Consider the following 20,738-nt stretch of genomic DNA (forward strand, 5'->3'; position numbering starts at 1 on the left):
GAATTGCCCGCCGAAGGGCGGGCAAGAGAATTCAGGCTCCCCGATAAGACCGCTATCGGTGTAGCCCTTGAACCCGAAAGTTCAAGGTGGAGATTGCAGGGGGCGTTAAGGCTTTCCGTCGAGCGGACATGCACACCGGCCCCAGCGTGCAACCCCCGTGGTTGTGCGTATCGGCTCAGGGACATAACCGACTGGCGCATCCCCCAGGGAGTGGCGCCAGTATACCAATCTCAACTGATTTTGGTATCCGCATCGTCGGACAGCGCCTGATCGACCCGTTCAAGCAGGTCGCGCACCTGCTCGCGGCTCGCCCCACCCGCAGGTGCAGCGGTGCGGTCTTCCTGGCGGTGCAGCATTTCGTGGGTGATGTTCAGCGCCGCCATCACCGCGATGCGGTCGGCCCCGATCACCTTGCCGCTGCTGCGGATCTCGCGCATCTTGCTGTCCAGGTAATGCGCGGCGCTCACCAGGTTGTTGCGCTCTTCGGGTGGACAGATGATCGAGTATTCCTTGTCCAGGATCTGCACGGTGACGCTATTGCTTGAACTCATGAGTCTTGCTCCAGAGCCTTGAGGCGTAAGATCATCGACTCGACCTTGCGCTTGGCGATCTCGTTCTTTTCGATGAGGTGGGCGCGCTCTTCGCGCCAGGACTTTTCCTGAGCTACTAGGAGTGCATTTTGCCGTTTAAGTTGCTCGACACGTTCAATCAGCAGCTCGAATCGGCTCATCAGTGCCTGCAGGTCTTTGTCTTGCGTGGGTTGCACTCGATTCGCTCCGTCGTTGACTCACCTGACGATGATGCCTCTCCCTGGGTGGCGCCGGCCAGTGCCGATGGTCTTGGCGCGCCTGCCGGTGCTAGGATACAAGGCCTCCATTCTAGTCATTGCGCCGTCTGGCGCCTAGCTGCCCATGCCCAATACCCAATCGCCCTACGTCGCCTTCGCCATGCTGCTGTCGAGCAATGGTCACCCTGTCACCCCGGCCGAGTTGCACGGCCTGCTCATTGGCCGCAGCTGCGCCGGTGCCGGCTTCGATGCCGATGCCTGGCTGGCCGATGCGGCCCAACTGCTGGAAACCGAACCCGGCGATACCGTACGCAACGCCCTGATCGGCCTGCAGGAAATGGTCAAGGGTGAACTCACCGGCGACGAAATGGCCATCGTCCTGCTGTTGCCTTCCGATGATGCCGCCCTCACCGACCGCGCCACCGCGCTGGGCCAGTGGTGCCAGGGCTTCATTACCGGCTTCGGCCTGAACGCCGGCGGCAAGGACCTGTCCATCGAGGCCAAGGAAGTGCTGCAGGACCTGGTCGCCATCTCCCAGGTGCAAGAAGCCCTGGAAGAGTCCGAAGACGGCGAAAGCGACTACATGGAAGTCATGGAATACCTGCGTGTAGCGCCGCTGCTGCTGTTCTCCGAGCTGGCCACGCCGGCTGCACCCGCGCCCAAGCCATCTCTGCACTGACCAACCCGGGGGTAGTCTGCCCATGAGCCGTATTCCCAAGGCCGAGTATGCCCGCCGGCGCAAGGCGCTGATGGCGCAGATGGTCCCCAACAGCATTGCCATCCTGCCCGCCGCTGCGGTTGCCATCCGCAACCGCGACGTCGAGCATGTGTACCGGCAGGACAGTGATTTCCAGTACCTCAGTGGTTTCCCCGAGCCCGAGGCGGTGATCGCCCTCATCCCTGGCCGCGAGCATGGCGAGTACGTTATGTTCTGCCGCGAGCGCAACCCCGAACGTGAGCTGTGGGATGGCCTGCGTGCCGGCCAGGAAGGCGCGGTACGCGAGTTCGGCGCCGATGATGCGTTCCCCATCACCGACATCGACGAAATCCTGCCGGGCCTGATCGAAGGCCGCGAGCGGGTGTACAGCGCCATGGGCAGCAACCCGGAATTCGACCGCCGGCTGATGGACTGGATCAACGTGATCCGCTCCAAGGCTCGCCTGGGCGCGCAGCCGCCGAACGAGTTCGTTGCCCTGGATCATCTGCTGCACGACATGCGCCTGTATAAATCGGCGGCGGAAGTGAAGGTGATGCGTAGCGCCGCGGATATTTCTGCGCGGGCCCATGTGCAGGCCATGCAGGCGTGCCGGGCCGGGCTGTATGAGTACAGCCTGGAGGCCGAGCTGGACTACGTGTTCCGCAAGGGCGGGGCGAAGATGCCGGCGTATGGGTCCATCGTGGCCGCCGGGCGCAACGGTTGCATCCTGCACTACCAGCAGAATGACGCCCTGCTCAAGGACGGCGACCTGGTGCTGATCGATGCCGGTTGTGAGATCGACTGCTACGCCAGCGACATCACCCGCACCTTCCCGGTCAGCGGGCGCTTTTCACCTGAACAGAAGGCCATCTACGAGCTGGTGCTCAAGGCCCAGGCGGCGGCGTTCGCCGAAATCGCCCCCGGCAAGCACTGGAACCACGCCCACGAGGCCACGGTACGGGTCATTACCGAGGGCTTGGTGGAACTGGGCCTGCTTGAGGGTGAGGTGCAGGCGTTGATCGACAGCGAAGCCTACCGTGCGTTCTACATGCACCGTGCCGGGCACTGGCTGGGCATGGATGTGCACGATGTGGGCGACTACAAGGTCGGGGGTGAATGGCGGGTGCTCGAGCCTGGCATGGCCCTGACCGTCGAACCCGGTATCTACATAGGTGCCGACAATCAGGCTGTGCCCAGGAAGTGGCGCGGCATTGGTGTACGGATCGAGGACGATGTGGTGGTGACCAGGCAAGGCTGTGAAATCCTGACGTCGGGCGTGCCGCGCACGGTCGCCGAAATCGAGGCGCTGATGCAGGCCGCGCGCGTATGAACCGGGTAAACCTGGCGATCATCGGTGGTGGCCTGGTGGGCGCAAGCCTGGCCCTGGCCCTGCAGGCGGGCGCCAAGGCCCGCGGCTGGAAGATCCTGCTGGTCGAGCCTTTCGCGCCCGGCGACAGCTTCCAGCCCAGCTACGATGCCCGTTCATCGGCGCTGTCCTTTGGTACCCGGCAGATCTACGAGCAACTGGGGCTGTGGAAGGCCATTGGCCGCAGGGCCGAACCGATCACGCAAATCCATGTGTCGGACCGTGGCCGCTTTGGCACCACCCGCCTGGACGCCGGCCAGGAGGGCGTGCCAGCGCTTGGCTACGTGGTAGAAAACGCCTGGCTGGGGCAGTGCCTGTGGCAAGGCCTGGACCGTGACGTGGTGAGCTGGCGCTGCCCCGCAGAGGTGTCTGCGCTGCAGGCCATCGAAGGCGGTTACCGCGTGCGGCTCAACGACGACACGCTGTTCGAGTGCGACCTGGCTGTGCTCGCCGATGGCGGACGGTCGGGGCTGCGTGAGCAGCTGGGCATCCATGTGCGCACCACGCCTTACCAGCAGAGCGCGCTGATTGCCAACATCACGCCGGGTGAAGCCCATGGCGGCCAGGCCTTCGAACGCTTCACCGAAGCCGGGCCCATGGCCTTGCTGCCGCTGCCTGAAAACCGCTGCGCGCTGGTCTGGACGCGCCAGGGCATGGATGCACAGCGCCTGGCCGAGGTGGACGAACGCAGCTTCCTGCGTGAGCTACAGGGTGTTTTTGGCTATCGCCTGGGGGCGCTGCGCCAGGTCGGTGCCCGGCACCTGTATCCGCTTTCGCTGGTCGAAGCCCAGGAACAGGTGCGGCCGCACCTGGTGGTGCTGGGTAATGCCGCGCACAGCCTGCACCCCATCGCCGGGCAGGGCTTCAACCTGTCGCTGCGTGACGTGCAGTCCCTGGCCGAGGCACTTCTGGCCGGCCCCGCGATACCGGGCGACCTGCCGACCCTGCAGGCGTACCATCGTCGCCAGCAACTGGACCAGGCCCTGACCATTGGTTTTTCCGATCAGGTCACGCGCCTGTTCGGCAGCAACCAGCCGCTGGTAGCGGCGGCACGTAACCTTGGCCTGCTCGGCCTCGACCTGCTGCCGCCGGCCAAGCGCTGGTTCGCGCGCCAGGCCATGGGCCTGGGTACCCGGCCGGACCTGCGGAGCAAAGCATGAGCAACCCCCGCAAGCTGGCGCGGCGTGCACGCATGCTGCGCTGGATGCTCAACCTCTACCCGCCGTACCTGGGGGCTGGTATCCGTGTGCAGCACATCAGCCCGGACATGCGCAGCATTCAGGTGGCGATGAAACTCACGCGCTGGAACCGCAACTACGTCGGTACCCAGTTCGGCGGCAGCCTGTATGCCATGGTCGACCCGTTCTACATGCTGCTGCTGATCGAGCAACTGGGGCGCGACTACATTGTCTGGGACAAGGCCGCCAGCATCGATTTCATTTCGCCGGGCAAGGGCCCGGTGTATGCCGAATTCCACATCGATGACGTACTGCTGGACGAAATCCGCCAACAGACCGCTACTGGCAAAAAATGCCTGCCCAGGCTGCAGGTGGATATCCGCGACGGTGCCGGCGAGCTGGTGGCGCGGGTCGACAAAACCCTATACGTGCGGCTCAAGCCGCAAGCGAGGCTGGCGTAAGGCATGGAAATGCGCGCAGATCTTCTGATAGTAGGTGCCGGCATGGTCGGCAGTGCCCTGGCCTTGGCCTTGCGCCACAGCGGCTTGCACGTGCTGCTGCTCGATGGCGGGCCGCTGACAGTGCGGCCTTTCGATGCCAGTGCCGCCTTCGAGCCACGGGTCAGTGCCCTCTCGGCCGCCAGCCAGCGCATTCTCGAGCGGCTGGGGGCCTGGGAAGGCATCGCGCAGCGCCGTGCTACACCGTACTGCCACATGCAGGTGTGGGACGGCAGCGGCACGGGTCAGATCCACTTCTCGGCCGCCAGTGTGCATGCCCAGGTACTCGGCCACATTGTCGAGAACCGTGTGGTGCAGGACGGCCTGCTGGAGCGCCTGCACGACAGCGATGTCGGCCTGCTGCCCAACGCCCGGCTGGAGCAATTGCGCCGGTCCGGCAAGGACTGGCTGGTGACCTTGCACGATGGCCGGCAACTGCGAGCGCCACTGGTGGTCGCTGCCGATGGCGCCAACTCTGCGGTACGCCGCCTGGCCGGGTGCGAAACCCGCGAGTGGGACTACCTTCACCACGCCATCGTCACCAGCGTGCGCTGCACGGCCGGCCACCAGGCCACCGCTTGGCAGCGCTTTACCGATGATGGCCCGCTGGCGTTCCTGCCGCTAAGCCGTGATGGCGCGCAAGACTGGTGTTCGATCGTGTGGTCGACCACCCCGGAGCACGCCGAGCGGCTGATGGCGCTGGACGAACCGGCATTCAACAAGGCGCTGCAGCAGGCATTCGAAGGGCGGCTGGGCGATGTGCTGCAAACCGACCCTCGGGTGTGCGTGCCGCTGCGCCAGCGCCATGCCAAACGCTACGTGGATGAAGGCCTGGCATTGATTGGCGATGCCGCCCACACCATTCACCCGCTGGCGGGGCAGGGCGTGAACCTGGGCTTCCTGGATGCTGCTGTGCTGGCCGAGGTACTGATCGGTGCCTGCGAGCGGGGCGAGCGGCTGGCCGATGTGAAAGTGCTGGGCCGCTATGAGCGCCGGCGCATGCCGCACAACCTGGCGCTGATGGCGGCCATGGAAGGCTTCGAGCGTTTGTTCCAGGCCAACCCCCTGCCGCTGCGCTGGTTGCGCAACAGCGGTTTGAAGCTGGTGGAACAGATGCCAGAAGCCAAGGCGGTGTTCGTGCGCCAGGCGCTGGGCCTGAGTGGCGACCTGCCGCAACTGGCCAAGGCCTGAAACGCCGGGGGCACCCCGTGGCCCACTGCAACATCCGGTAACGGCTAAGTGGATGAGCTGGAAAATGGGATTCACTACCATTTGCGCCTCTCTAACGATCCGAGGAGCGCTTTCCATGTTGCCACGCAAGCCCCTGTTTGCCGCACTGGCCCTTACCCTGTTCGGTGGCGCTGCCCAGGCAGCTGACGAAGTGGTGGTGTATTCCTCGCGCATCGATGAGTTGATCAAGCCGGTGTTCGATGCCTATACCGCCAAGACCGGGGTCAAGATCAAGTTCATCACCGACAAGGAAGCGCCACTGATGCAACGCATCAAGGCCGAGGGCGACAACGGGGTGGCGGACCTGCTGCTTACCGTCGATGCCGGCAACCTCTGGCAGGCCGAGCAGATGGGCATTCTGCAACCGATCAAGTCGGACATCATCGACCGCAACATCCCTGCACAATACCGCGCCTCGTCCCATGACTGGACTGGCCTGAGCCTGCGCGCCCGCACCATCGTCTACGCCAGTGACCGGGTCAAGCCTGAAGAGCTGAGCACCTATGAGGCGCTGGCCGACAAGGACTGGGAAGGCCGCCTGTGCCTGCGCACGGCCAAAAAAGTGTACAACCAGTCGCTGACGGCCACCCTCATCGAAAACCACGGCGAAGCCAAGGCCGAGCAGATCGTGAAGGGTTGGGTCAACAACCTGTCCACCGATGTGTTCTCCGACGACAACGCAGTGATCCAGGCCATCGAGGCCGGGCAGTGCGACGTAGGCGTGGTCAATACCTACTACTACGGCCGCCTGCACAAGCAGAACCCGAACCTGCCGGTGAAAATCTTCTGGCCCAACCAGGGCGACCGCGGTGTGCACGTCAACCTGTCCGGTATCGGCCTGACCAAGCATGCACCGCACCCGGAAGCGGCCAAAAAGCTGGTGGAGTGGATGACCGGTGAAGAGGCGCAGAAGCTGTTTGCCGACATCAACCAGGAGTTTCCAGCCAACCCGAAGGTCAAGCCTTCGGATGAAGTCGCCGCCTGGGGCAGCTTCAAGGCCGACAGCATCCCGGTGGAAATCGCCGGCAAGCGCCAGGCTGAAGCCATTCGCCTGATGGACCGTGCAGGCTACAACTAAGCCCGCCTCACCCCACTCGGAACCCAGACCTTGCCCCACACCCCCCAACGCCGCTGGTACCTGCCGGTCGGCCTGATCGCCACGCTGGTACTGCTGCCGCTGAGCGTGCTGCTGCTGTCCTGGCAAGCGGTGGACCTGCAGATCTGGTCACACTTGCTGGACACGCAAATGAGCCGGCTGCTGGGCAATACCCTGACGCTGGTGGTGGGTGTGGGCATCGGTGTCACCGTGCTGGGCGTCAGCCTGGCCTGGCTGACCAGCCTGTGCGAGTTTCCGGGGCGGCGCTGGCTGGATTGGGCGCTGATGCTGCCATTTGCGATTCCCGCCTACGTACTGGCGTTCGTCTTCGTTGGGCTGCTGGACTTCGCCGGCCCGGTGCAGACGGCCTTGCGTGAGGCCTTCGGGCCCATGCGCCTGCCGCGGGTACGCTCTACCGGTGGCGTGATCATCGTGCTGGTGCTGGTGTTCTATCCCTACGTGTACCTGCTGGCGCGTACGGCCTTCCTGGCCCAGGGCAAAGGCCTGATGGAAGCGGCGCGGGTGCTTGGCCTGTCGCCGTTGCAGGCGTTCTGGCGGGTGGCCCTGCCGATGGCGCGGCCAGCGATCGGCGCAGGCATCGCGCTGGCGCTGATGGAAACCCTGGCCGACTTCGGCGCCGTGGCGGTCTTCAACTTCGACACCTTCACCACGGCCATCTACAAAACCTGGTACGGCTTCTTCAGCCTCTCCACTGCCGCGCAGCTGGCCAGCCTGCTGCTGTTGGCAGTCATGCTGGTGCTGTATGGCGAGCGTCGCGCCCGGGGGGCCAGCCGCAGTGGCAGCGAACGGCCGCGCGGGCAGGCGTTGTACCGGCTGCGCGGCCTGAAGGCGCTACTGGCCAGTGGCTGGTGCCTGCTGGTATTCGCCTGTGCATTCGTCATCCCGGTACTGCAGTTGCTGTGGTGGTTCTGGCAGCGCGGGCGTTTCGACCTGGATGAGCGCTATGTGGGCCTGGTGCTGCATACCCTGTATCTGGGGGGGACGGCGGCGTTGCTCACGGTTTGCGTGGTCTTGCTGCTGGCCTTTGCCCGGCGCCAGGCACCTGCGCCCGGTGTCCGCATGGGGGTAGGGCTGGCCAACCTGGGCTACGCCTTGCCGGGCTCTGTGCTGGCCGTGTCGATCATGCTGGCGTTCAGCTATTTGGATAACCACCTGGTGATTCCGCTGTCCACTTGGCTGGGTGGTGCCGGCAAGCCTTTGTTGCTGGGTAGCCTTGCGGCGCTGCTGTTGGCCTACCTTGTGCGGTTCATCGCCGTAGCCTACGGGCCGCTGGAAAGCAGCCTGGAACGGATTCGCCCTTCGCTGCCGGAGGCCTCCCGCAGCCTGGGCGTGGGCGGCCCCAGGTTGTTTTTCAGGGTGTACCTCCCGCTCTTGGTGCCCGGTGTACTCAGTGCCGCGTTGCTGGTGTTCGTCGACGTGCTCAAGGAGATGCCGGCCACCCTGCTGATGCGCCCGTTTGGTTGGGATACGCTGGCTGTGCGGGTGTTCGAGATGACCAGCGAGGGGGAGTGGGCGCGTGCGTCGCTGCCGGCGCTGACGCTGGTGCTGGTGGGCCTGCTGCCGGTTGTCGGCCTTATCAGGCGTTCTGCACGGCGGCCCGGTCAGTCGCGCTGAGGGTGCCACTTGGCGGGCTTGCCGCTACAATGCGCGGCATTCGCGCGGCAGGTGATGGCGTAGCAGCAGGTCTGGCACAGCCGGACGGCGCCCAGTTTCGCACCGCCGCCGCTTCGCCACGCCCGGAAGGAGAAACCCATGGGACAGCGCACGCTTTTGTATGACCTGCACCTGGCACTCGGTGCCAAGACGGTCGATTTCGGCGGCTGGGACATGCCGCTGCACTACGGCTCGCAGGTTGAGGAGCACCACCAGGTGCGCAAGGACTGTGGGGTGTTCGACGTTTCCCACATGACCGTCATTGATGTCCAGGGCGACGAGGCCACCGGTTGGCTGCAGCGGCTGCTGGCCAACGACGTCGCCCGCTTGGGCGAGGTCGGGCAGGCCCTCTACAGCCCACTGCTGAGCGAGCATGGCGGCGTCATCGATGACCTGATCGCCTATCGCACCGCCAATGGCTACCGCCTGGTCACCAACGCGGCCACCCGGGCCCGGGTGCTCGGCTGGCTGCAATTGCAGGGCGAGGGCTTTGCCGTGCAATTTCAGGTGCGCCCCGACCTGGCCATTCTGGCGATTCAGGGCCCCCATGCCCGAGAAAAGGTCGCCGCGCTGGTCAGTGCCTCGCGTGCTGCCCTGATTCGCCAACTGCGCCCTTTCGAGGGCCTCGCCGACGGCGACTGGTTCTTCGCGCGCACCGGATACACCGGCGAGGATGGCCTGGAGATCATCTTCCCCGGCGACCAGGCCGTGAACTTTTTCAACGACCTGGTGGGTGCCGGCATCGCGCCCAGTGGCCTGGGCGCCCGCGATACCCTGCGCCTTGAAGCGGGCATGAACCTGTATGGCCAGGATATCGACGAAACCCACACCCCGTTGACGTCCAACCTTGGCTGGAGCATTGCCTGGGAGCCCGTTCGCGACTTCATCGGTCGCGCCGCCCTGCTGGCTGAAATCGAGCAGGGTGTGCAGGAAAAACTGGTCGGCCTGGTGCTGGAAGAACGCGGTGTTCTGCGCGCCCATCAGGTCGTGCGTGTAGCAGGGATTGGCGAAGGGGAGATCACCAGTGGTAGTTTCTCCCCTACGCTGAGCAAGTCCATCGCCCTTGCACGCGTGCCCATGGCTACGGGTGACCGGGCCGAGGTAGAAATTCGTGGCAAATGGTACCCGGTGCGCGTGGTCAAGCCGACCTTCGTGCGCCATGGCAAGGTCCTGATCTGAACCATCACATAACGGCGGGCGTACCGCTGAGCCAATCGAGGAATTCAAGACATGAGCAATATCCCCGCCGAACTGCGTTTTGCCGACAGCCATGAGTGGGCTCGCCTGGAAGCCGACGGCACGGTTACCGTAGGCATCAGTGACCACGCCCAGGAAGCCTTGGGTGATGTGGTTTTCGTGGAACTGGCCGAAGTGGGCAAGGTGTTCGCCGCTGGCGACGCAGCGGGCGTGGTGGAATCGGTGAAGGCGGCCTCGGACATCTACGCCCCGGTGGGTGGCGAAGTGATCGCCGTCAACGAGGCTTTGGCTGACAGCCCTGAGCAATTGAATGAACAGCCTTACGATGCCTGGATCTTCAAGCTCAAGCCAAGCGATGCCGCAGAGTTGCAAAAGCTGTTGGATGCTGCCGGTTACAAGGCAGCCATCGGCGAGTGATGCAATGCTCAGGGCTGCCGGGCAGCCCTTTTGCAGTCACCGGTTACAGGTTTAGTCGGCCACCGCATTCTTCGCCAGAATGGCGTTGGCCAGCTCCATGTCAGTCGCCTTCAGGCCCGGGTTCTCCACCCGTACCTGGCGCATCGCCGACTCCAGGAAGGGGCCGCGAATGGCGCCATCGCTGGCCACGAAGCTGCCAGCATCGTCCTGTGCAGCCATGACCAGCTTGTGGTCGCGTGAGGTCAGGTACGTCGACCCGGTGGTTGCGCCGGACGAAAGCACATTACGCCAGAACGTATCGGCCATGGCCGAGCCGACGGGCAGCGAAAGCAAGGCAGCGACGGTGATGGCGGTTTTGAGACGCATGATCGAACACCTCGAAGGGTGGGGGTTTAAGATGCGATTTGGATCTTTTCCAGCACGCCAAGTTCCTTGATGCCCAAGGTGGGTCAGTTACAGGCTCGCAGCACTTCCTGCTCCACCGTTTGGCCGCTTGCCAGCTTTGCCTGGGCAGCGCGGCGCAAGTCGATCAGGCCATCGGCCAGTGCCTGGCGGCGCAGGTCTGCAAGGTCCGTTCCGGGGCCGATCATTGCCTTGAGGCGCTCACTGGGTACCAGCAGCTCGAACAGCCCCGTGCGGCCCCAGAAGCCTGTGCCGCGGCAGGTGCGGCAGGCTGCGGATGCGTTGGGTTGGCAGCGCCGGCAAACCGTGCGCACCAACCGCTGCGCCATCACCCCCACCAGGGTCGCTTTTATCAGGTAGTCGGCCACGCCTAGTTCCTGCAAACGGATGATCGTTGCGCAGGCATCGTTGGTATGCAGGGTAGACAGCACAAGGTGCCCGGTGAGTGCCGCCTGCACGGCGACCAGGGCGGTTTCGCGGTCGCGTATCTCGCCAATCATGATGATGTCCGGGTCTTGGCGCAGCATCGCCCTTACGCCCTCGGAGAACCCCAGGCCCAGGCCGTGCTGCACCTGAAACTGGTTGAAGGCGGGCTCGATCCGCTCCACAGGGTCTTCGATGGTGCACAGGTTGACCTGGGGCGTAGCCAGGTAGTTGAGGCTGGCGTAAAGCGTACTGGTCTTGCCCGAGCCGGTAGGGCCAGTGACCAGGATGATGCCCTGGCGCTGGCCAAGCAGGGTTTGCCACTGTGCCAGTTGCTGCGCCTGCAGGCCCAGTTGCTCGAAGCTCTCATGCAGCCGCTGCGGGTCGAACAGGCGCAGTACCAGCTTTTCGCCGAACGAGGTGGGCAGCGTGGATAGCCGCAACTCCACTGCCTCGCCGCTGGCCAGACGGCTGTGCAACCTGCCGTCCTGAGGGCGACGCTTCTGCGCCACGTCCATGCCGGCCAGGTGCTTCAGCCGGCTGACCAGCGCCAGCGACACCCCGGCCGGGAAGCTGTAGACGGCGTGCAGCAGGCCGTCGATACGGTAGCGCAAGTGGCCCTGGTCGCGGCGCGGCTCCAGGTGAATGTCGCTGGCGCGTTGTTCCAGGGCATACAGCAGCAGCCAGTCGACGATGTGCACGATATGCGCATCATCTGCGCTTGCGTCGGTGTGGCGCCGGCCCGCTTCCAGCCATTGTTCCAGCTCGCCCAGGCTGGTCGATTGCTGGTTCTGGGCGCCTGTCACCGACTGCGCCAGGCGCTGGAACGATTGCCCGCACTCGCGTATGTGCACTGGGCTGGCCACCGCGCGCAGCACCTTGCGGCCGAGACTGCGCGCAAGGTCTGCCTGCCAGTCGTCCTGATAGGGCTGGGCGCTGGCCACGGTGACGCTGAGGGCGTCGGCTGCGACGATCAGAATGCCGTGGCGCCGGGCGAAGGCGGGTGATACAAGGCCCGACACCTGGGGCAGGTTAAGTTGCAGAGGGTCGATGCGCAGGTAGGGCTGGCCGACCTTGCCCGCCAGCCACTGGCACAAATGGTCCAGGTCCAGTGGCTGGCCGGGGGATTTGCGGTTGTCCAGGGCGCAGGCGGCGATCTGCTCAAGCGGGTGGTCGACGGGGTGTTCGGCCGCGTGTTGCAGCACGCGCAGGCTGTCGTTGGCATCCACCAGCCTGTCGGCGAGCAGGGCTTCGAGTATGCGGTGCAGGTCGAGTGTGAGGGTGTCGGGGTTGTGCATGAGGGCGTCCGTGCCTGATGGGTACGTCCATCAAGGCTAGCCGGGCGACCGCAGGCGGCAGTTGCAAAGGGTTTCGAGGTTTTGCAGAGCTGCGCTGGCGCTAGATCACTGCCAGTTCCACACGGTGTTGGTTGGTCAGGTTCACATCGGCCACGCACACCAGGTTACGAAGTTTTTGTGCAATCACCTCGGCGCGGTGCCAGCTCAGCCCGGCAATGCCGATTTCAATGGCCAGCCAATCCTCGTGCTGGCTCACGTGGACGCTGTGCGGCGTCAGAAACTGCAACGCGAAGAGGTTGAGCACGCGGCACAGGCTGTCCGGCTCGGCTTCGGCCTGCAGCTGGTAGCTCACGGTGCTGTGGGCGTTGCTGGCAGCCCAGGCGTCGGTACGGGGCATCGGGTTCATGGGCATCTCCAGGTTCATGCAGAAATTCTTGCATGCCTGAAACGGTATTGTTTCGCTATGATCGAGCTCGTTCGCTGGTAAGGCGAATAAAGTGATTCGAAAAAACACATATTGGAGAATGATCAATGCGCAGCGAACTGGATGCTTATGACCGTCGCATTCTGGAACTGCTGCAGGAAGACGCGTCGCTGTCGAGCGCACAGATCGCCGAGCGTGTAGGCCTGTCGCAATCGCCGTGCTGGCGCCGTATTCAGCGGTTGCGCGAGGAAGGCGTCATCCGGGGCCAGGTCACCTTGCTGGACCGCAAGAAAATTGGCCTGAACACGCAGATATTTGCCGAGGTGAAACTCAACGCACACGGGCGCTCCAACTTCACCGAGTTCACCGACGCAATCCGTGGGTTTCCGGAGGTGCTGGAATGTTATGTGCTGATGGGGTCTGTGGACTTTCTGCTGCGCATCGTCACGCCCGACATCGAAGCCTACGAGCGGTTCTTCTTCGAAAAACTGTCGAACGTGCCTGGCATACAGGAGGTGAACTCGATCGTTGCCCTCTCGGAAATCAAGTCCACCACCAGCCTGCCGCTGGCCCGTTGAGGGCGCAGCGGGGCGTAAGCGGGGTCAGGCCTTGAGCAGGTGCTTCCAGCCCCGGCTCTGATCCACGGCACGCGCCTGTTCGATGCGGGCTTCCAGCAACTCATCGCTGATGGGTTGCTCCGCCAGCTCATGGAGCTTTTTCAGGTCGCCGTACAGGCGGTCCATCTGCGGCGCTTCCAGTACCTGCCGGGCATGGTGCAGCCAGGCCAGCAACTGTTCGATGCGCGGCAGCTGTTCTGCCAGGTCTTCAGGGCGTTGGGTGTACAGCGGCAACTTGAGCGCGCGGCCTTCTTCACCCACCAGGTGTGCCAGCCAGCTGGCCAGTTGCGCCTTGCCCTGACGCTCGCCACGGCCCTTGCGCTCCACCGTCCAGGTACGGGCCAACAGCCAGCGCGAGGTTTCCAGCGAGAACTGGCCCCAGCGGGTGTCTTCGAGCTCTTCGGCAAACTGCTCGGGGGCTGCGCGGCGCACGTCTTCGTCGTCGTTGCCAGCCTGTACCAGCGGGCGCCAGTCTTCCAGCAGCGCATCAAGGCGGCCGCGCAGGTCGCGGGTAGCCGCACGCGGGGCGGCCTGGCCCAGGCTGGCGGTAAGGGCGCGCAGTTCGCCCAGGCATTCCACCCAGTCCTGCAGCAGCCGCCAATGGCCATTGTGGCGGTACTGCTCGGCCAGTCGCTGGCTGCTGCCCAGCAGTTGCCAGGCCAGGGCGGCGTAGGCATCGTCCACTGCCATCTCGGCGTCCAGCTCGGTGGCTGGCAGCCCCAGGTCGTAGCTGTCAGGCTCCAGCAGGCGGTAGCCACGCTCGGCCTTGCTGATGTCGCATGGCATCAGTGGCAGGCTGGCGGCAAGCTCCGCGGCGAGCTCCAGCAAGGCCTGCGGGTCACCCTCGCGCAGTTCCAGCTCCAACTCGCAGATGGCTTCCTTGCGCTTGCCGGCGACCACAAAGCCTTGGTCCAGGGCTGCTTCGATCACAACCTTGCTCTTGCCGCGGCCCCAGGCGATTTCGGCGTATTCACGGCTGAAGTCGGTGGTGAACAGCGGCTTGATGGTTTTTTTGTCCAGGCTGGCCAGTTGTGCTGGCCAGCAGCTGTCGTCGAGCTTCTTGAGGTCCAGCTTGGCCTTGTCCAGCGGCCATTCGTACTCGTTGCGCTCGGACAGCCCGGCCACGCTCTGGCCGCGGCATTTCAAGGTCTGGATGACGGCATCGCCGTCGCGGCGCAGGCGCAGGGCGACGCGGGCGGCAGAAAGCTCGCGCTCGGGGGTGTCGAAGTACTGGTTGAGCAGTTCGCGGGTCTGCCAGCCAGACTTGTTGCGCTTTTTCAGCAGCGGGTGCTCGCGCAGCGCGGCAAGGGTCTCGCGGCTGGCGCGCAGCTTGAGTTCGGTTTCTTTGTGCATCACAGGCTCGAAGGAGGGGGCGTGGTTGACGCAGAGTCTACAGCAGTCGACCGCCAACGGTTTATTCCAGACAGCGGATAGTCCTATGATGGGCAACGCTTCCGAGGAGTACGCGCATGCCGTTGCCGTCGCTGAAAGACCAATTTGCCGCCTTGATCGCTGCGCCTTCGGTCAGTTGCACCCAGCCTGCGCTGGACCAGTCCAACCGCCAGGTGATCGACCTGCTGGCGGGTTGGCTCGGTGACCTGGGGTTTGCCTGCGACATTCAGCAGGTCACCCCCGGCAAATTCAACCTGCTGGCCAGCCGTGGTACTGGCCCGGGCGGGCTGGTGCTGGCCGGGCACAGCGACACCGTGCCGTATGACGAGCAACTGTGGGCCAGTGACCCGCTCAAACTCACCGAGGTGGGCGGCCGCTGGGTGGGGCTGGGCAGCTGCGACATGAAAGGTTTTTTTGCGCTGGTCATCGAGGCGGTCATCCCGCTACTCGAGCATGGCTTCAAGCAGCCCTTGCTGATCCTGGCCACCTGTGACGAAGAGAGCTCGATGTCCGGTGCCCGCGCCTTGGCGCAGGCCGGCCAGCCGCTTGGCCGTGCAGCCGTCATCGGCGAGCCGACCGGCCTCAAGCCCATCCGCATGCACAAGGGCATCCTGATGGACCGCATCGACATCCTCGGGCGCAGCGGCCACTCCTCCGACCCGAGCCTGGGCCACAGCGCCATGGAGGCCATGCACGAGGCCATGGGCGAACTGATGGGCCTGCGCCGGCAATGGCAGGCGACCTACCGTAACCCGCAGTTCACGGTACCTACGCCGACCATGAACTTCGGCTGTATTCACGGGGGCGATAACCCTAACCGTATCTGTGGGCAATGCGCCCTGGAGTTCGACCTGCGGCCGTTGCCGGGCATGGACGTGGAACAGTTGCGTGCCGCCATCCGTGAAAAGTTGCAGCCGGTCGCCGAGCGCCACGAAGTGCGCATCGACTACGCGCCGCTGTTCCCCGAGGTGCCGCCGTTCGAGCAGGCGGCCGACGCCGAGCTTGTCCAGGTGGCCGAGCGCCTCACTGGCCACCGCGCCGAAGCGGTGGCATTCGGCACTGAAGCGCCTTATCTTCAGCAGCTGGGCTGCCAGACCATCGTGCTGGGCCCGGGTGATATCGCCTGCGCCCACCAGCCGGGCGAATACCTTGAAATGTCACGTATCGAGCCTACCGTGCGTCTACTGCGTGACCTGATCCGGCACTATTGCCTGCAGTAAACGTCCATCGCATTCAATCGTTTCTGCCTAGAGGAGACCGCGCGTGACCGCAAGCCTGTTCCGACGATGATGCCGAACGCCCCCTGTACCGCCGTTCTCCGTCCACTTACCCACAGGCCCTGTCATGCCCGATTACGTCAACTGGCTGCGTCATGCCTCCCCGTACATCAACGCCCATCGCGACTGCACCTTCGTGGTCATGCTCCCCGGCGATGGGGTTGCACACCCTAATTTCGGCAATATCGTCCACGACCTGGTGCTGCTTCACAGCCTGGGCGTGCGCCTGGTGCTGGTGCATGGTTCGCGCCCGCAGATCGAAAACCGCCTGGCCGAGCGTGGCCTTGCCCCGCGCTACCATCGCGGCCTGCGCATCACCGATGCGCCCACGCTGGACTGCGTGATCGATGCGGTGGGGTCGCTGCGCCTGGCCATCGAGGCACGGTTGTCGATGGATATCGCCGCCTCGCCGATGCAGGGTTCACGTTTGCGGGTAGCCTCCGGCAACCTGGTCACCGCACGGCCCATCGGGGTGGTGGAGGGTGTGGACTTCCACCACACCGGCGAAGTGCGCCGGGTTGACCGCAAAGGCATCAGCCGGCTGCTCGACGAGCGCTCCATCGTATTGTTGTCACCGCTGGGCTATTCGCCCACCGGTGAAATCTTCAACCTGGCCTGCGAAGACGTCGCCACCCGTGCTGCCATCGAACTGGGCGCCGACAAGTTGCTGCTGTTCGGTGCCGAGTCGGGCTTGCTGGACGAGCAGGGCAACCTGATACGTGAGCTGCGCCCGCAGCAGGTGGCGCCCCATCTGCAGCGGCTGGGCAGTGACTACCAGGCCGAGTTGCTGGACGCTGCAGCCGAGGCGTGCAAGGGCGGCGTGGCGCGCAGCCATATCGTCAGTTATGCCGAAGATGGTGCGCTGCTGAACGAGCTGTTCACCCGGGGAGGTGGCGGTACGCTGGTGTCGCAAGAGCAGTTCGAGATCGTGCGCGAGGCCACCATCGAAGACGTGGGCGGTTTGCTCGACCTTATCAGCCCGCTGGAAGAGCAAGGCATCCTGGTGCGTCGCTCCCGTGAGGTGCTGGAGCGCGAGATCGAGCAGTTCAGCGTGGTGGAGCGTGAAGGCATGATCATCGCCTGCGCGGCGTTGTACCCGATTGCCGAGTCCGATACCGGCGAGCTGGCATGCCTGGCGGTAAACCCGGAGTACCGCCACGGCGGGCGCGGTGACGAGCTGCTGGAACGCATCGAGAGCCGCGCCCGGCAGTTGGGGTTGAGTACCTTGTTCGTGCTCACCACGCGTACGGCGCACTGGTTCCGCGAGCGCGGTTTTGCACCCAGTGGTGTCGAGCGCCTGCCGGCGGCGAGGGCTTCGCTGTACAACTACCAGCGCAATTCGAAGATTTTCGAGAAGGCTCTGTAAACCTGGGGTGGGCTCTTCGCGGGAGACCCCAAAAAAACGCCGCCTGGAGGGGCGGCGTTTTCATTTACACGGTGTGCAGATACCAGTTGTACTCGAGGTCAGAGATCGAGTGCTCGAACTCCTCCAGCTCGCTCTCCTTGCACGCGACAAAAATGTCGATGTACTTCGGATCGATGTACTTGTTGAGGATCTCGCTGTCATCCAGCTCGCGCAGTGCATCGCGCAGGTTGTTCGGCAGGCTCTGTTCCAGCTGCTCGTACGAGTTGCCTTCGATCGGCTCGCCAGGTTCGACCTTGTTGGTCAGGCCATGGTGAACGCCTGCCAGCACGGCAGCCATCATCAGGTACGGGTTGGCATCGGCACCGGCCACGCGGTGTTCGATACGCACCGCGTCCGGCGAGCCAGTAGGCACGCGCAGGGCGACGGTACGGTTGTCCAGGCCCCAGCTCGGCGCATTGGGCACGTAGAACTGCGCGCCAAAGCGGCGGTACGAGTTCACGTTCGGGCACAGGAACGCCATGGACGCGGGCAGGGTCTCGAGCACACCGCCGACAGCGTGACGTAGCGCGGCGTTCTGCTCGGGATCCTCGCTGGTGAAGATGTTGTTGCCATCTTTGTCCAGCACGGAAATATGTACATGCAAACCGTTGCCTGCCTGGCCCGGGTAGGGCTTGGCCATGAAGGTGGTGTCCATCTCATGGTCGTAGGCGATGTTCTTGATCAGCCGCTTGAGCAGTACTGCGTAGTCGCACGCCTTGAGCGGGTCGGGCACGTGGTGCAGGTTGACTTCGAACTGGGCAGGGGCGCTTTCCTTGACGATGGCGTCAGCCGGGATGCCTTGTTCCTTGGCGCCTTCGAGGATGTCCTGCAGGCAGTCGGCATACTCGTCGAGGTCGTCGATCAGGTAGACCTGGGTCGACTGCGGGCGTTTGCCTGAAATGGGCGAGCGTGGTGGCTGCGGGCGGCCGTTCACGTTCTCCTGGTCGATCAGGTAGAACTCCAGTTCGAATGCGGCGCAGATGGTCAGGCCCATGTCATCGAACTTGCTCACCACCTGGCGCAGCACTTCACGCGGGTCGGCGAAGAACGGCTCGCCTTCCAGCTCGTGCATGGTCATCAGCAGCTGGGCAGTCGGGCGTTTTTGCCATGGCTCGTTGGAGAGGGTGTCCGGAATCGGGTAGCAGATGCGGTCGGCATCGCCGATGTCCAGGCCAAGCCCGGTGCTTTCGACGGTGGAACCGTTGATGTCCAGGGCGAAGAGGGAGGCCGGCAGGTTGATGCCTTTCTCGTAAACCTTGTGGAGGCTGGTGCGCTCTATGCGCTTGCCGCGCACCACACCATTCATATCTGCAATCAGAAGGTCAACGTAGAGAACCTCAGGATGTTCCTTAAGGAACGCGTTCGCTTCGTTAAGCTGAACGGCACGCGGGGGTACCGACATGATGCAACACCTTTGTTGTTAAAAATATCAATCAAGGGGGGCTTGCAGGACCAGTCAATCGAAAAGCCCAACTGATGTCAAGCCGACCCCATGATGCCCTGAAATGGCTCATCTACGGCAGATTTGCTGCATATCGGGGCGTGCCATTATCCGCTATTTCCATCGAGAAGGGCTATCTGAAGCTTGCCGTCGTTTATTTTTTACGCAGTAGTTGTGTAAAAAAATGAACGAGGCTAAGCTCGATCACACCCCAGAACACAATAAAACGAGGGTCACATGGTCCGCTTGTCACGGCCTGAAAGCGCTGCACGTACAGTGCTGCAGGGTGTTCCAGTCATGCTTGCGCGGTGCGTCGACACAAGGTCCGTACTGGCCGCAATAATTGACGTCTGGCATCGCTCGGCCCGCCCTCGTCATTGGTTTTCGCCTTTTCTCTGTATTCCTGCCCCGATACCCCATTACGGATACGCTCCACGTGCAGTGTATCCACCCCCCGCGTGGGCGGAGGGTTTTGCTTTAGCTACCTACTGCAGCCAGAATCAAGTCGCGGACCACCTTACCTCCTGAGGTATTTATGAGTAACAACCTCGACCAGCTCACCGATTGGTTGAAAGAGCACAAGATCACCGAAGTCGAATGCATGATCAGCGACCTGACAGGCATCACGCGCGGCAAGATTTCGCCCACCAACAAGTTCATCGCCGAAAAAGGCATGCGCCTGCCCGAGAGCGTGTTGCTGCAGACCGTGACCGGCGATTATGTGGACGACGACATCTACTACGAGCTGCTGGACCCAGCGGACATCGACATGATCTGCCGCCCCGACGAGGGCGCCGTGTTCCTGGTGCCCTGGGCCATCGAACCGACCGCGCAGGTGATCCACGACACCTACGACAAGAAGGGCAACCCGGTTGAGCTGTCGCCGCGCAACGTGCTGAAAAAGGTGCTCAAGCTCTACGCCGACAAGGGCTGGCTGCCCATCGTCGCGCCCGAGATGGAGTTCTACCTGACCAAGCGCGTTGAAGACCCCGACTTCCCGCTGCAACCGCCCGTAGGCCGTTCAGGTCGCCCAGAAACGGGGCGCCAGTCGTTCTCGATCGAAGCCGCCAACGAATTCGACCCGTTGTTCGAAGACGTCTACGACTGGTGCGAACTGCAGCAGCTCGACCTGGACACGCTCATTCATGAAGACGGCACGGCGCAGATGGAAATCAACTTCCGTCACGGCGATGCCCTGCACTTGGCAGACCAGATCCTGGTGTTCAAGCGCACCATGCGTGAGGCGGCGCTCAAGCACAACGTGGCGGCTACCTTCATGGCCAAGCCCATGACCGGTGAGCCCGGCAGCGCCATGCACCTGCACCAGAGCGTGGTGGACGTGGCCACCGGCAAGAATATCTTCAGCAATGCCGATGGCAGCATGAGCGAGCTGTTCCTCAACCACATTGGCGGCCTGCAGAAGTTCATCCCCGAGGCGTTGCCGCTGTTCGCCCCCAACGTCAACTCGTTCCGCCGCTTCCTGCCCGACACCTCGGCACCGGTGAACGTGGAGTGGGGTGAAGAAAACCGTACCGTCGGCCTGCGCGTACCGGACGCCGGCCCGCAAAACCGGCGGGTGGAAAACCGCCTGCCTGGCGCCGACGCCAACCCCTACCTGGCCATTGCAGCCAGCCTGCTGTGTGGCTACATCGGCATGGTCGAAGGCATTGCCGCCAGTGCGCCGGTACAGGGGCGTGGTTACGAGCGGCGCAACCTGCGCTTGCCGCTGACTATCGAAGACGCCCTGGAACGCATGGAGAACAGCCGTGCCCTGGTGCAGTACCTGGGCAAGAAGTTCATCACCGGCTATGTCGCCACCAAACGTGCCGAGCACGAGAACTTCAAGCGCGTCATCAGTTCCTGGGAGCGTGAGTTCCTGCTGTTTGCTGTCTGATCAACCCTGGTGCCGCAGCAGCGCGG

At 63.8% G+C, this 20,738-nt stretch carries 20 protein-coding genes and 1 other RNA gene; 13 read left to right on the forward strand and 8 right to left on the reverse strand.

Features of this window, described 5'->3' with window-relative positions:
• Positions 1-33: 33 nt before the first annotated feature.
• The 3 genes from ssrS to IAE33_RS13205 all read right to left on the reverse strand — a co-directional run bounded on the left by ssrS (position 34) and on the right by IAE33_RS13205 (position 730).
• Positions 34-213: non-coding RNA, 6S RNA (gene ssrS / locus IAE33_RS13195), on the reverse strand.
• Positions 214-230: 17 nt separating this feature from the next.
• Positions 231-551: a cell division protein ZapA gene (locus IAE33_RS13200; RefSeq protein ID WP_028632952.1), complete on the reverse strand. Its 321-nt coding sequence runs from the start codon at positions 549-551 to the stop codon at positions 231-233.
• Positions 548-730 carry a TIGR02449 family protein gene (locus tag IAE33_RS13205; protein WP_029886233.1) on the reverse strand — a complete coding sequence of 61 codons (183 nt, stop codon included), beginning with the start codon at positions 728-730 and terminating at the stop codon, positions 548-550. The genes IAE33_RS13200 and IAE33_RS13205 overlap by 4 nt, the downstream gene beginning before the upstream one ends.
• Before the next feature lie 181 nt (positions 731-911).
• Here IAE33_RS13205 and IAE33_RS13210 point away from each other — a divergent pair, with 181 nt between their 5' ends.
• From IAE33_RS13210 to gcvH, 9 genes are all read left to right on the forward strand, one after another.
• The gene (locus tag IAE33_RS13210; protein ID WP_028632954.1) at positions 912-1,466 is read left to right on the forward strand and encodes a YecA/YgfB family protein; all 555 of its coding nucleotides are present in this window, start codon (positions 912-914) and stop codon (positions 1,464-1,466) included.
• Between the two features lie 22 nt (positions 1,467-1,488).
• Positions 1,489-2,814 (forward strand): Xaa-Pro aminopeptidase, encoded by a 1,326-nt coding sequence (pepP, locus tag IAE33_RS13215; protein ID WP_201163813.1) that lies wholly within the window; start codon positions 1,489-1,491, stop codon positions 2,812-2,814.
• Positions 2,811-4,010 carry a 2-octaprenyl-6-methoxyphenyl hydroxylase gene (gene ubiH / locus IAE33_RS13220; protein ID WP_201163814.1) on the forward strand — a complete coding sequence of 400 codons (1,200 nt, stop codon included), beginning with the start codon at positions 2,811-2,813 and terminating at the stop codon, positions 4,008-4,010. The genes pepP and ubiH overlap by 4 nt, the downstream gene beginning before the upstream one ends.
• On the forward strand, positions 4,007-4,489 hold the full coding sequence (locus IAE33_RS13225) for a DUF4442 domain-containing protein (protein WP_060480871.1): 483 nt from the start codon (positions 4,007-4,009) through the stop codon (positions 4,487-4,489). Before ubiH ends, IAE33_RS13225 begins: the two co-directional genes overlap by 4 nt.
• Positions 4,490-4,498: 9 nt before the next feature.
• Positions 4,499-5,716: a 2-octaprenyl-3-methyl-6-methoxy-1,4-benzoquinol hydroxylase gene (locus IAE33_RS13230; RefSeq protein WP_201163815.1), complete on the forward strand. Its 1,218-nt coding sequence runs from the start codon at positions 4,499-4,501 to the stop codon at positions 5,714-5,716.
• Positions 5,717-5,831: 115 nt separating this feature from the next.
• Positions 5,832-6,833 carry an extracellular solute-binding protein gene (locus IAE33_RS13235; RefSeq protein WP_201163816.1) on the forward strand — a complete coding sequence of 334 codons (1,002 nt, stop codon included), beginning with the start codon at positions 5,832-5,834 and terminating at the stop codon, positions 6,831-6,833.
• A gap of 30 nt (positions 6,834-6,863) precedes the next feature.
• A complete protein-coding gene (locus IAE33_RS13240) occupies positions 6,864-8,486 on the forward strand; it encodes an ABC transporter permease (protein WP_201163817.1) in 1,623 nt (540 codons plus the stop codon).
• A 138-nt stretch (positions 8,487-8,624) separates the two neighbouring features.
• Positions 8,625-9,704, forward strand: coding sequence for a glycine cleavage system aminomethyltransferase GcvT (gene gcvT / locus IAE33_RS13245; RefSeq protein ID WP_201163818.1), 1,080 nt, complete (start codon positions 8,625-8,627; stop codon positions 9,702-9,704).
• 51 nt (positions 9,705-9,755) lie between these two features.
• Positions 9,756-10,139 (forward strand): glycine cleavage system protein GcvH, encoded by a 384-nt coding sequence (gene gcvH / locus IAE33_RS13250; protein ID WP_028632962.1) that lies wholly within the window; start codon positions 9,756-9,758, stop codon positions 10,137-10,139.
• Positions 10,140-10,190: 51 nt separating this feature from the next.
• Here gcvH and IAE33_RS13255 read toward each other — a convergent pair whose 3' ends face one another.
• The 3 genes from IAE33_RS13255 to IAE33_RS13265 form a co-directional block, all read right to left on the reverse strand.
• Positions 10,191-10,505 (reverse strand): DUF2388 domain-containing protein, encoded by a 315-nt coding sequence (locus IAE33_RS13255; protein ID WP_201163819.1) that lies wholly within the window; start codon positions 10,503-10,505, stop codon positions 10,191-10,193.
• 83 nt (positions 10,506-10,588) lie between these two features.
• Complete coding sequence (locus tag IAE33_RS13260; protein WP_201163820.1) at positions 10,589-12,262, reverse strand: GspE/PulE family protein; 1,674 nt, start codon at positions 12,260-12,262, stop codon at positions 10,589-10,591.
• Between the two features lie 100 nt (positions 12,263-12,362).
• Positions 12,363-12,668, reverse strand: coding sequence for a hypothetical protein (locus tag IAE33_RS13265; RefSeq protein ID WP_201163821.1), 306 nt, complete (start codon positions 12,666-12,668; stop codon positions 12,363-12,365).
• Between the two features lie 125 nt (positions 12,669-12,793).
• Here IAE33_RS13265 and IAE33_RS13270 point away from each other — a divergent pair, with 125 nt between their 5' ends.
• Positions 12,794-13,264, forward strand: a complete 471-nt coding sequence (locus IAE33_RS13270) for an Lrp/AsnC family transcriptional regulator (RefSeq protein ID WP_201163822.1) — start codon at positions 12,794-12,796, stop codon at positions 13,262-13,264.
• Positions 13,265-13,288: 24 nt separating this feature from the next.
• On the opposite strand, the gene IAE33_RS13275 is transcribed toward IAE33_RS13270, so the two are convergent.
• A complete protein-coding gene (locus IAE33_RS13275) occupies positions 13,289-14,656 on the reverse strand; it encodes a CYTH domain-containing protein (protein WP_201163823.1) in 1,368 nt (455 codons plus the stop codon).
• Between the two features lie 116 nt (positions 14,657-14,772).
• Here IAE33_RS13275 and argE point away from each other — a divergent pair, with 116 nt between their 5' ends.
• Complete coding sequence (gene argE / locus IAE33_RS13280; protein WP_201163824.1) at positions 14,773-15,915, forward strand: acetylornithine deacetylase; 1,143 nt, start codon at positions 14,773-14,775, stop codon at positions 15,913-15,915.
• Positions 15,916-16,039: 124 nt separating this feature from the next.
• Complete coding sequence (argA, locus tag IAE33_RS13285) at positions 16,040-17,338, forward strand: amino-acid N-acetyltransferase (protein ID WP_201163825.1); 1,299 nt, start codon at positions 16,040-16,042, stop codon at positions 17,336-17,338.
• A gap of 64 nt (positions 17,339-17,402) precedes the next feature.
• On the opposite strand, the gene IAE33_RS13290 is transcribed toward argA, so the two are convergent.
• Positions 17,403-18,779 carry a glutamine synthetase family protein gene (locus IAE33_RS13290; protein WP_028632970.1) on the reverse strand — a complete coding sequence of 459 codons (1,377 nt, stop codon included), beginning with the start codon at positions 18,777-18,779 and terminating at the stop codon, positions 17,403-17,405.
• 574 nt (positions 18,780-19,353) lie between these two features.
• Between IAE33_RS13290 and IAE33_RS13295 the strand changes: the two genes are divergently transcribed.
• Positions 19,354-20,712 carry a glutamine synthetase family protein gene (locus IAE33_RS13295; RefSeq protein ID WP_201163826.1) on the forward strand — a complete coding sequence of 453 codons (1,359 nt, stop codon included), beginning with the start codon at positions 19,354-19,356 and terminating at the stop codon, positions 20,710-20,712.
• The last annotated feature ends 26 nt before the right edge of the window (positions 20,713-20,738 follow it).

Origin of the sequence: Pseudomonas sp. S60 (genome assembly GCF_016647865.1) — a bacterium.
Taxonomy (GTDB): domain Bacteria; phylum Pseudomonadota; class Gammaproteobacteria; order Pseudomonadales; family Pseudomonadaceae; genus Aquipseudomonas; species Aquipseudomonas parafulva.

Bases quoted from the DNA above. Each gene is read 5' to 3' on its own strand.
- IAE33_RS13200 (WP_028632952.1), bottom strand. From the start codon at position 551: ATGAGTTCAAGCAATAGCGTCACCGTGCAGATCCTGGACAAGGAATAC.
- IAE33_RS13205 (WP_029886233.1), bottom strand. From the start codon at position 730: ATGAGCCGATTCGAGCTGCTGATTGAACGTGTCGAGCAACTTAAACGG.
- IAE33_RS13210 (WP_028632954.1), top strand. From the start codon at position 912: ATGCCCAATACCCAATCGCCCTACGTCGCCTTCGCCATGCTGCTGTCG.
- pepP (WP_201163813.1), top strand. From the start codon at position 1,489: ATGAGCCGTATTCCCAAGGCCGAGTATGCCCGCCGGCGCAAGGCGCTG.
- ubiH (WP_201163814.1), top strand. From the start codon at position 2,811: ATGAACCGGGTAAACCTGGCGATCATCGGTGGTGGCCTGGTGGGCGCA.
- IAE33_RS13225 (WP_060480871.1), top strand. From the start codon at position 4,007: ATGAGCAACCCCCGCAAGCTGGCGCGGCGTGCACGCATGCTGCGCTGG.
- IAE33_RS13230 (WP_201163815.1), top strand. From the start codon at position 4,499: ATGCGCGCAGATCTTCTGATAGTAGGTGCCGGCATGGTCGGCAGTGCC.
- IAE33_RS13235 (WP_201163816.1), top strand. From the start codon at position 5,832: ATGTTGCCACGCAAGCCCCTGTTTGCCGCACTGGCCCTTACCCTGTTC.
- gcvT (WP_201163818.1), top strand. From the start codon at position 8,625: ATGGGACAGCGCACGCTTTTGTATGACCTGCACCTGGCACTCGGTGCC.
- gcvH (WP_028632962.1), top strand. From the start codon at position 9,756: ATGAGCAATATCCCCGCCGAACTGCGTTTTGCCGACAGCCATGAGTGG.
- IAE33_RS13255 (WP_201163819.1), bottom strand. From the start codon at position 10,505: ATGCGTCTCAAAACCGCCATCACCGTCGCTGCCTTGCTTTCGCTGCCC.
- IAE33_RS13260 (WP_201163820.1), bottom strand. From the start codon at position 12,262: ATGCACAACCCCGACACCCTCACACTCGACCTGCACCGCATACTCGAA.
- IAE33_RS13265 (WP_201163821.1), bottom strand. From the start codon at position 12,668: ATGAACCCGATGCCCCGTACCGACGCCTGGGCTGCCAGCAACGCCCAC.
- IAE33_RS13270 (WP_201163822.1), top strand. From the start codon at position 12,794: ATGCGCAGCGAACTGGATGCTTATGACCGTCGCATTCTGGAACTGCTG.
- IAE33_RS13275 (WP_201163823.1), bottom strand. From the start codon at position 14,656: ATGCACAAAGAAACCGAACTCAAGCTGCGCGCCAGCCGCGAGACCCTT.
- argE (WP_201163824.1), top strand. From the start codon at position 14,773: ATGCCGTTGCCGTCGCTGAAAGACCAATTTGCCGCCTTGATCGCTGCG.
- argA (WP_201163825.1), top strand. From the start codon at position 16,040: ATGCCCGATTACGTCAACTGGCTGCGTCATGCCTCCCCGTACATCAAC.
- IAE33_RS13290 (WP_028632970.1), bottom strand. From the start codon at position 18,779: ATGTCGGTACCCCCGCGTGCCGTTCAGCTTAACGAAGCGAACGCGTTC.
- IAE33_RS13295 (WP_201163826.1), top strand. From the start codon at position 19,354: ATGAGTAACAACCTCGACCAGCTCACCGATTGGTTGAAAGAGCACAAG.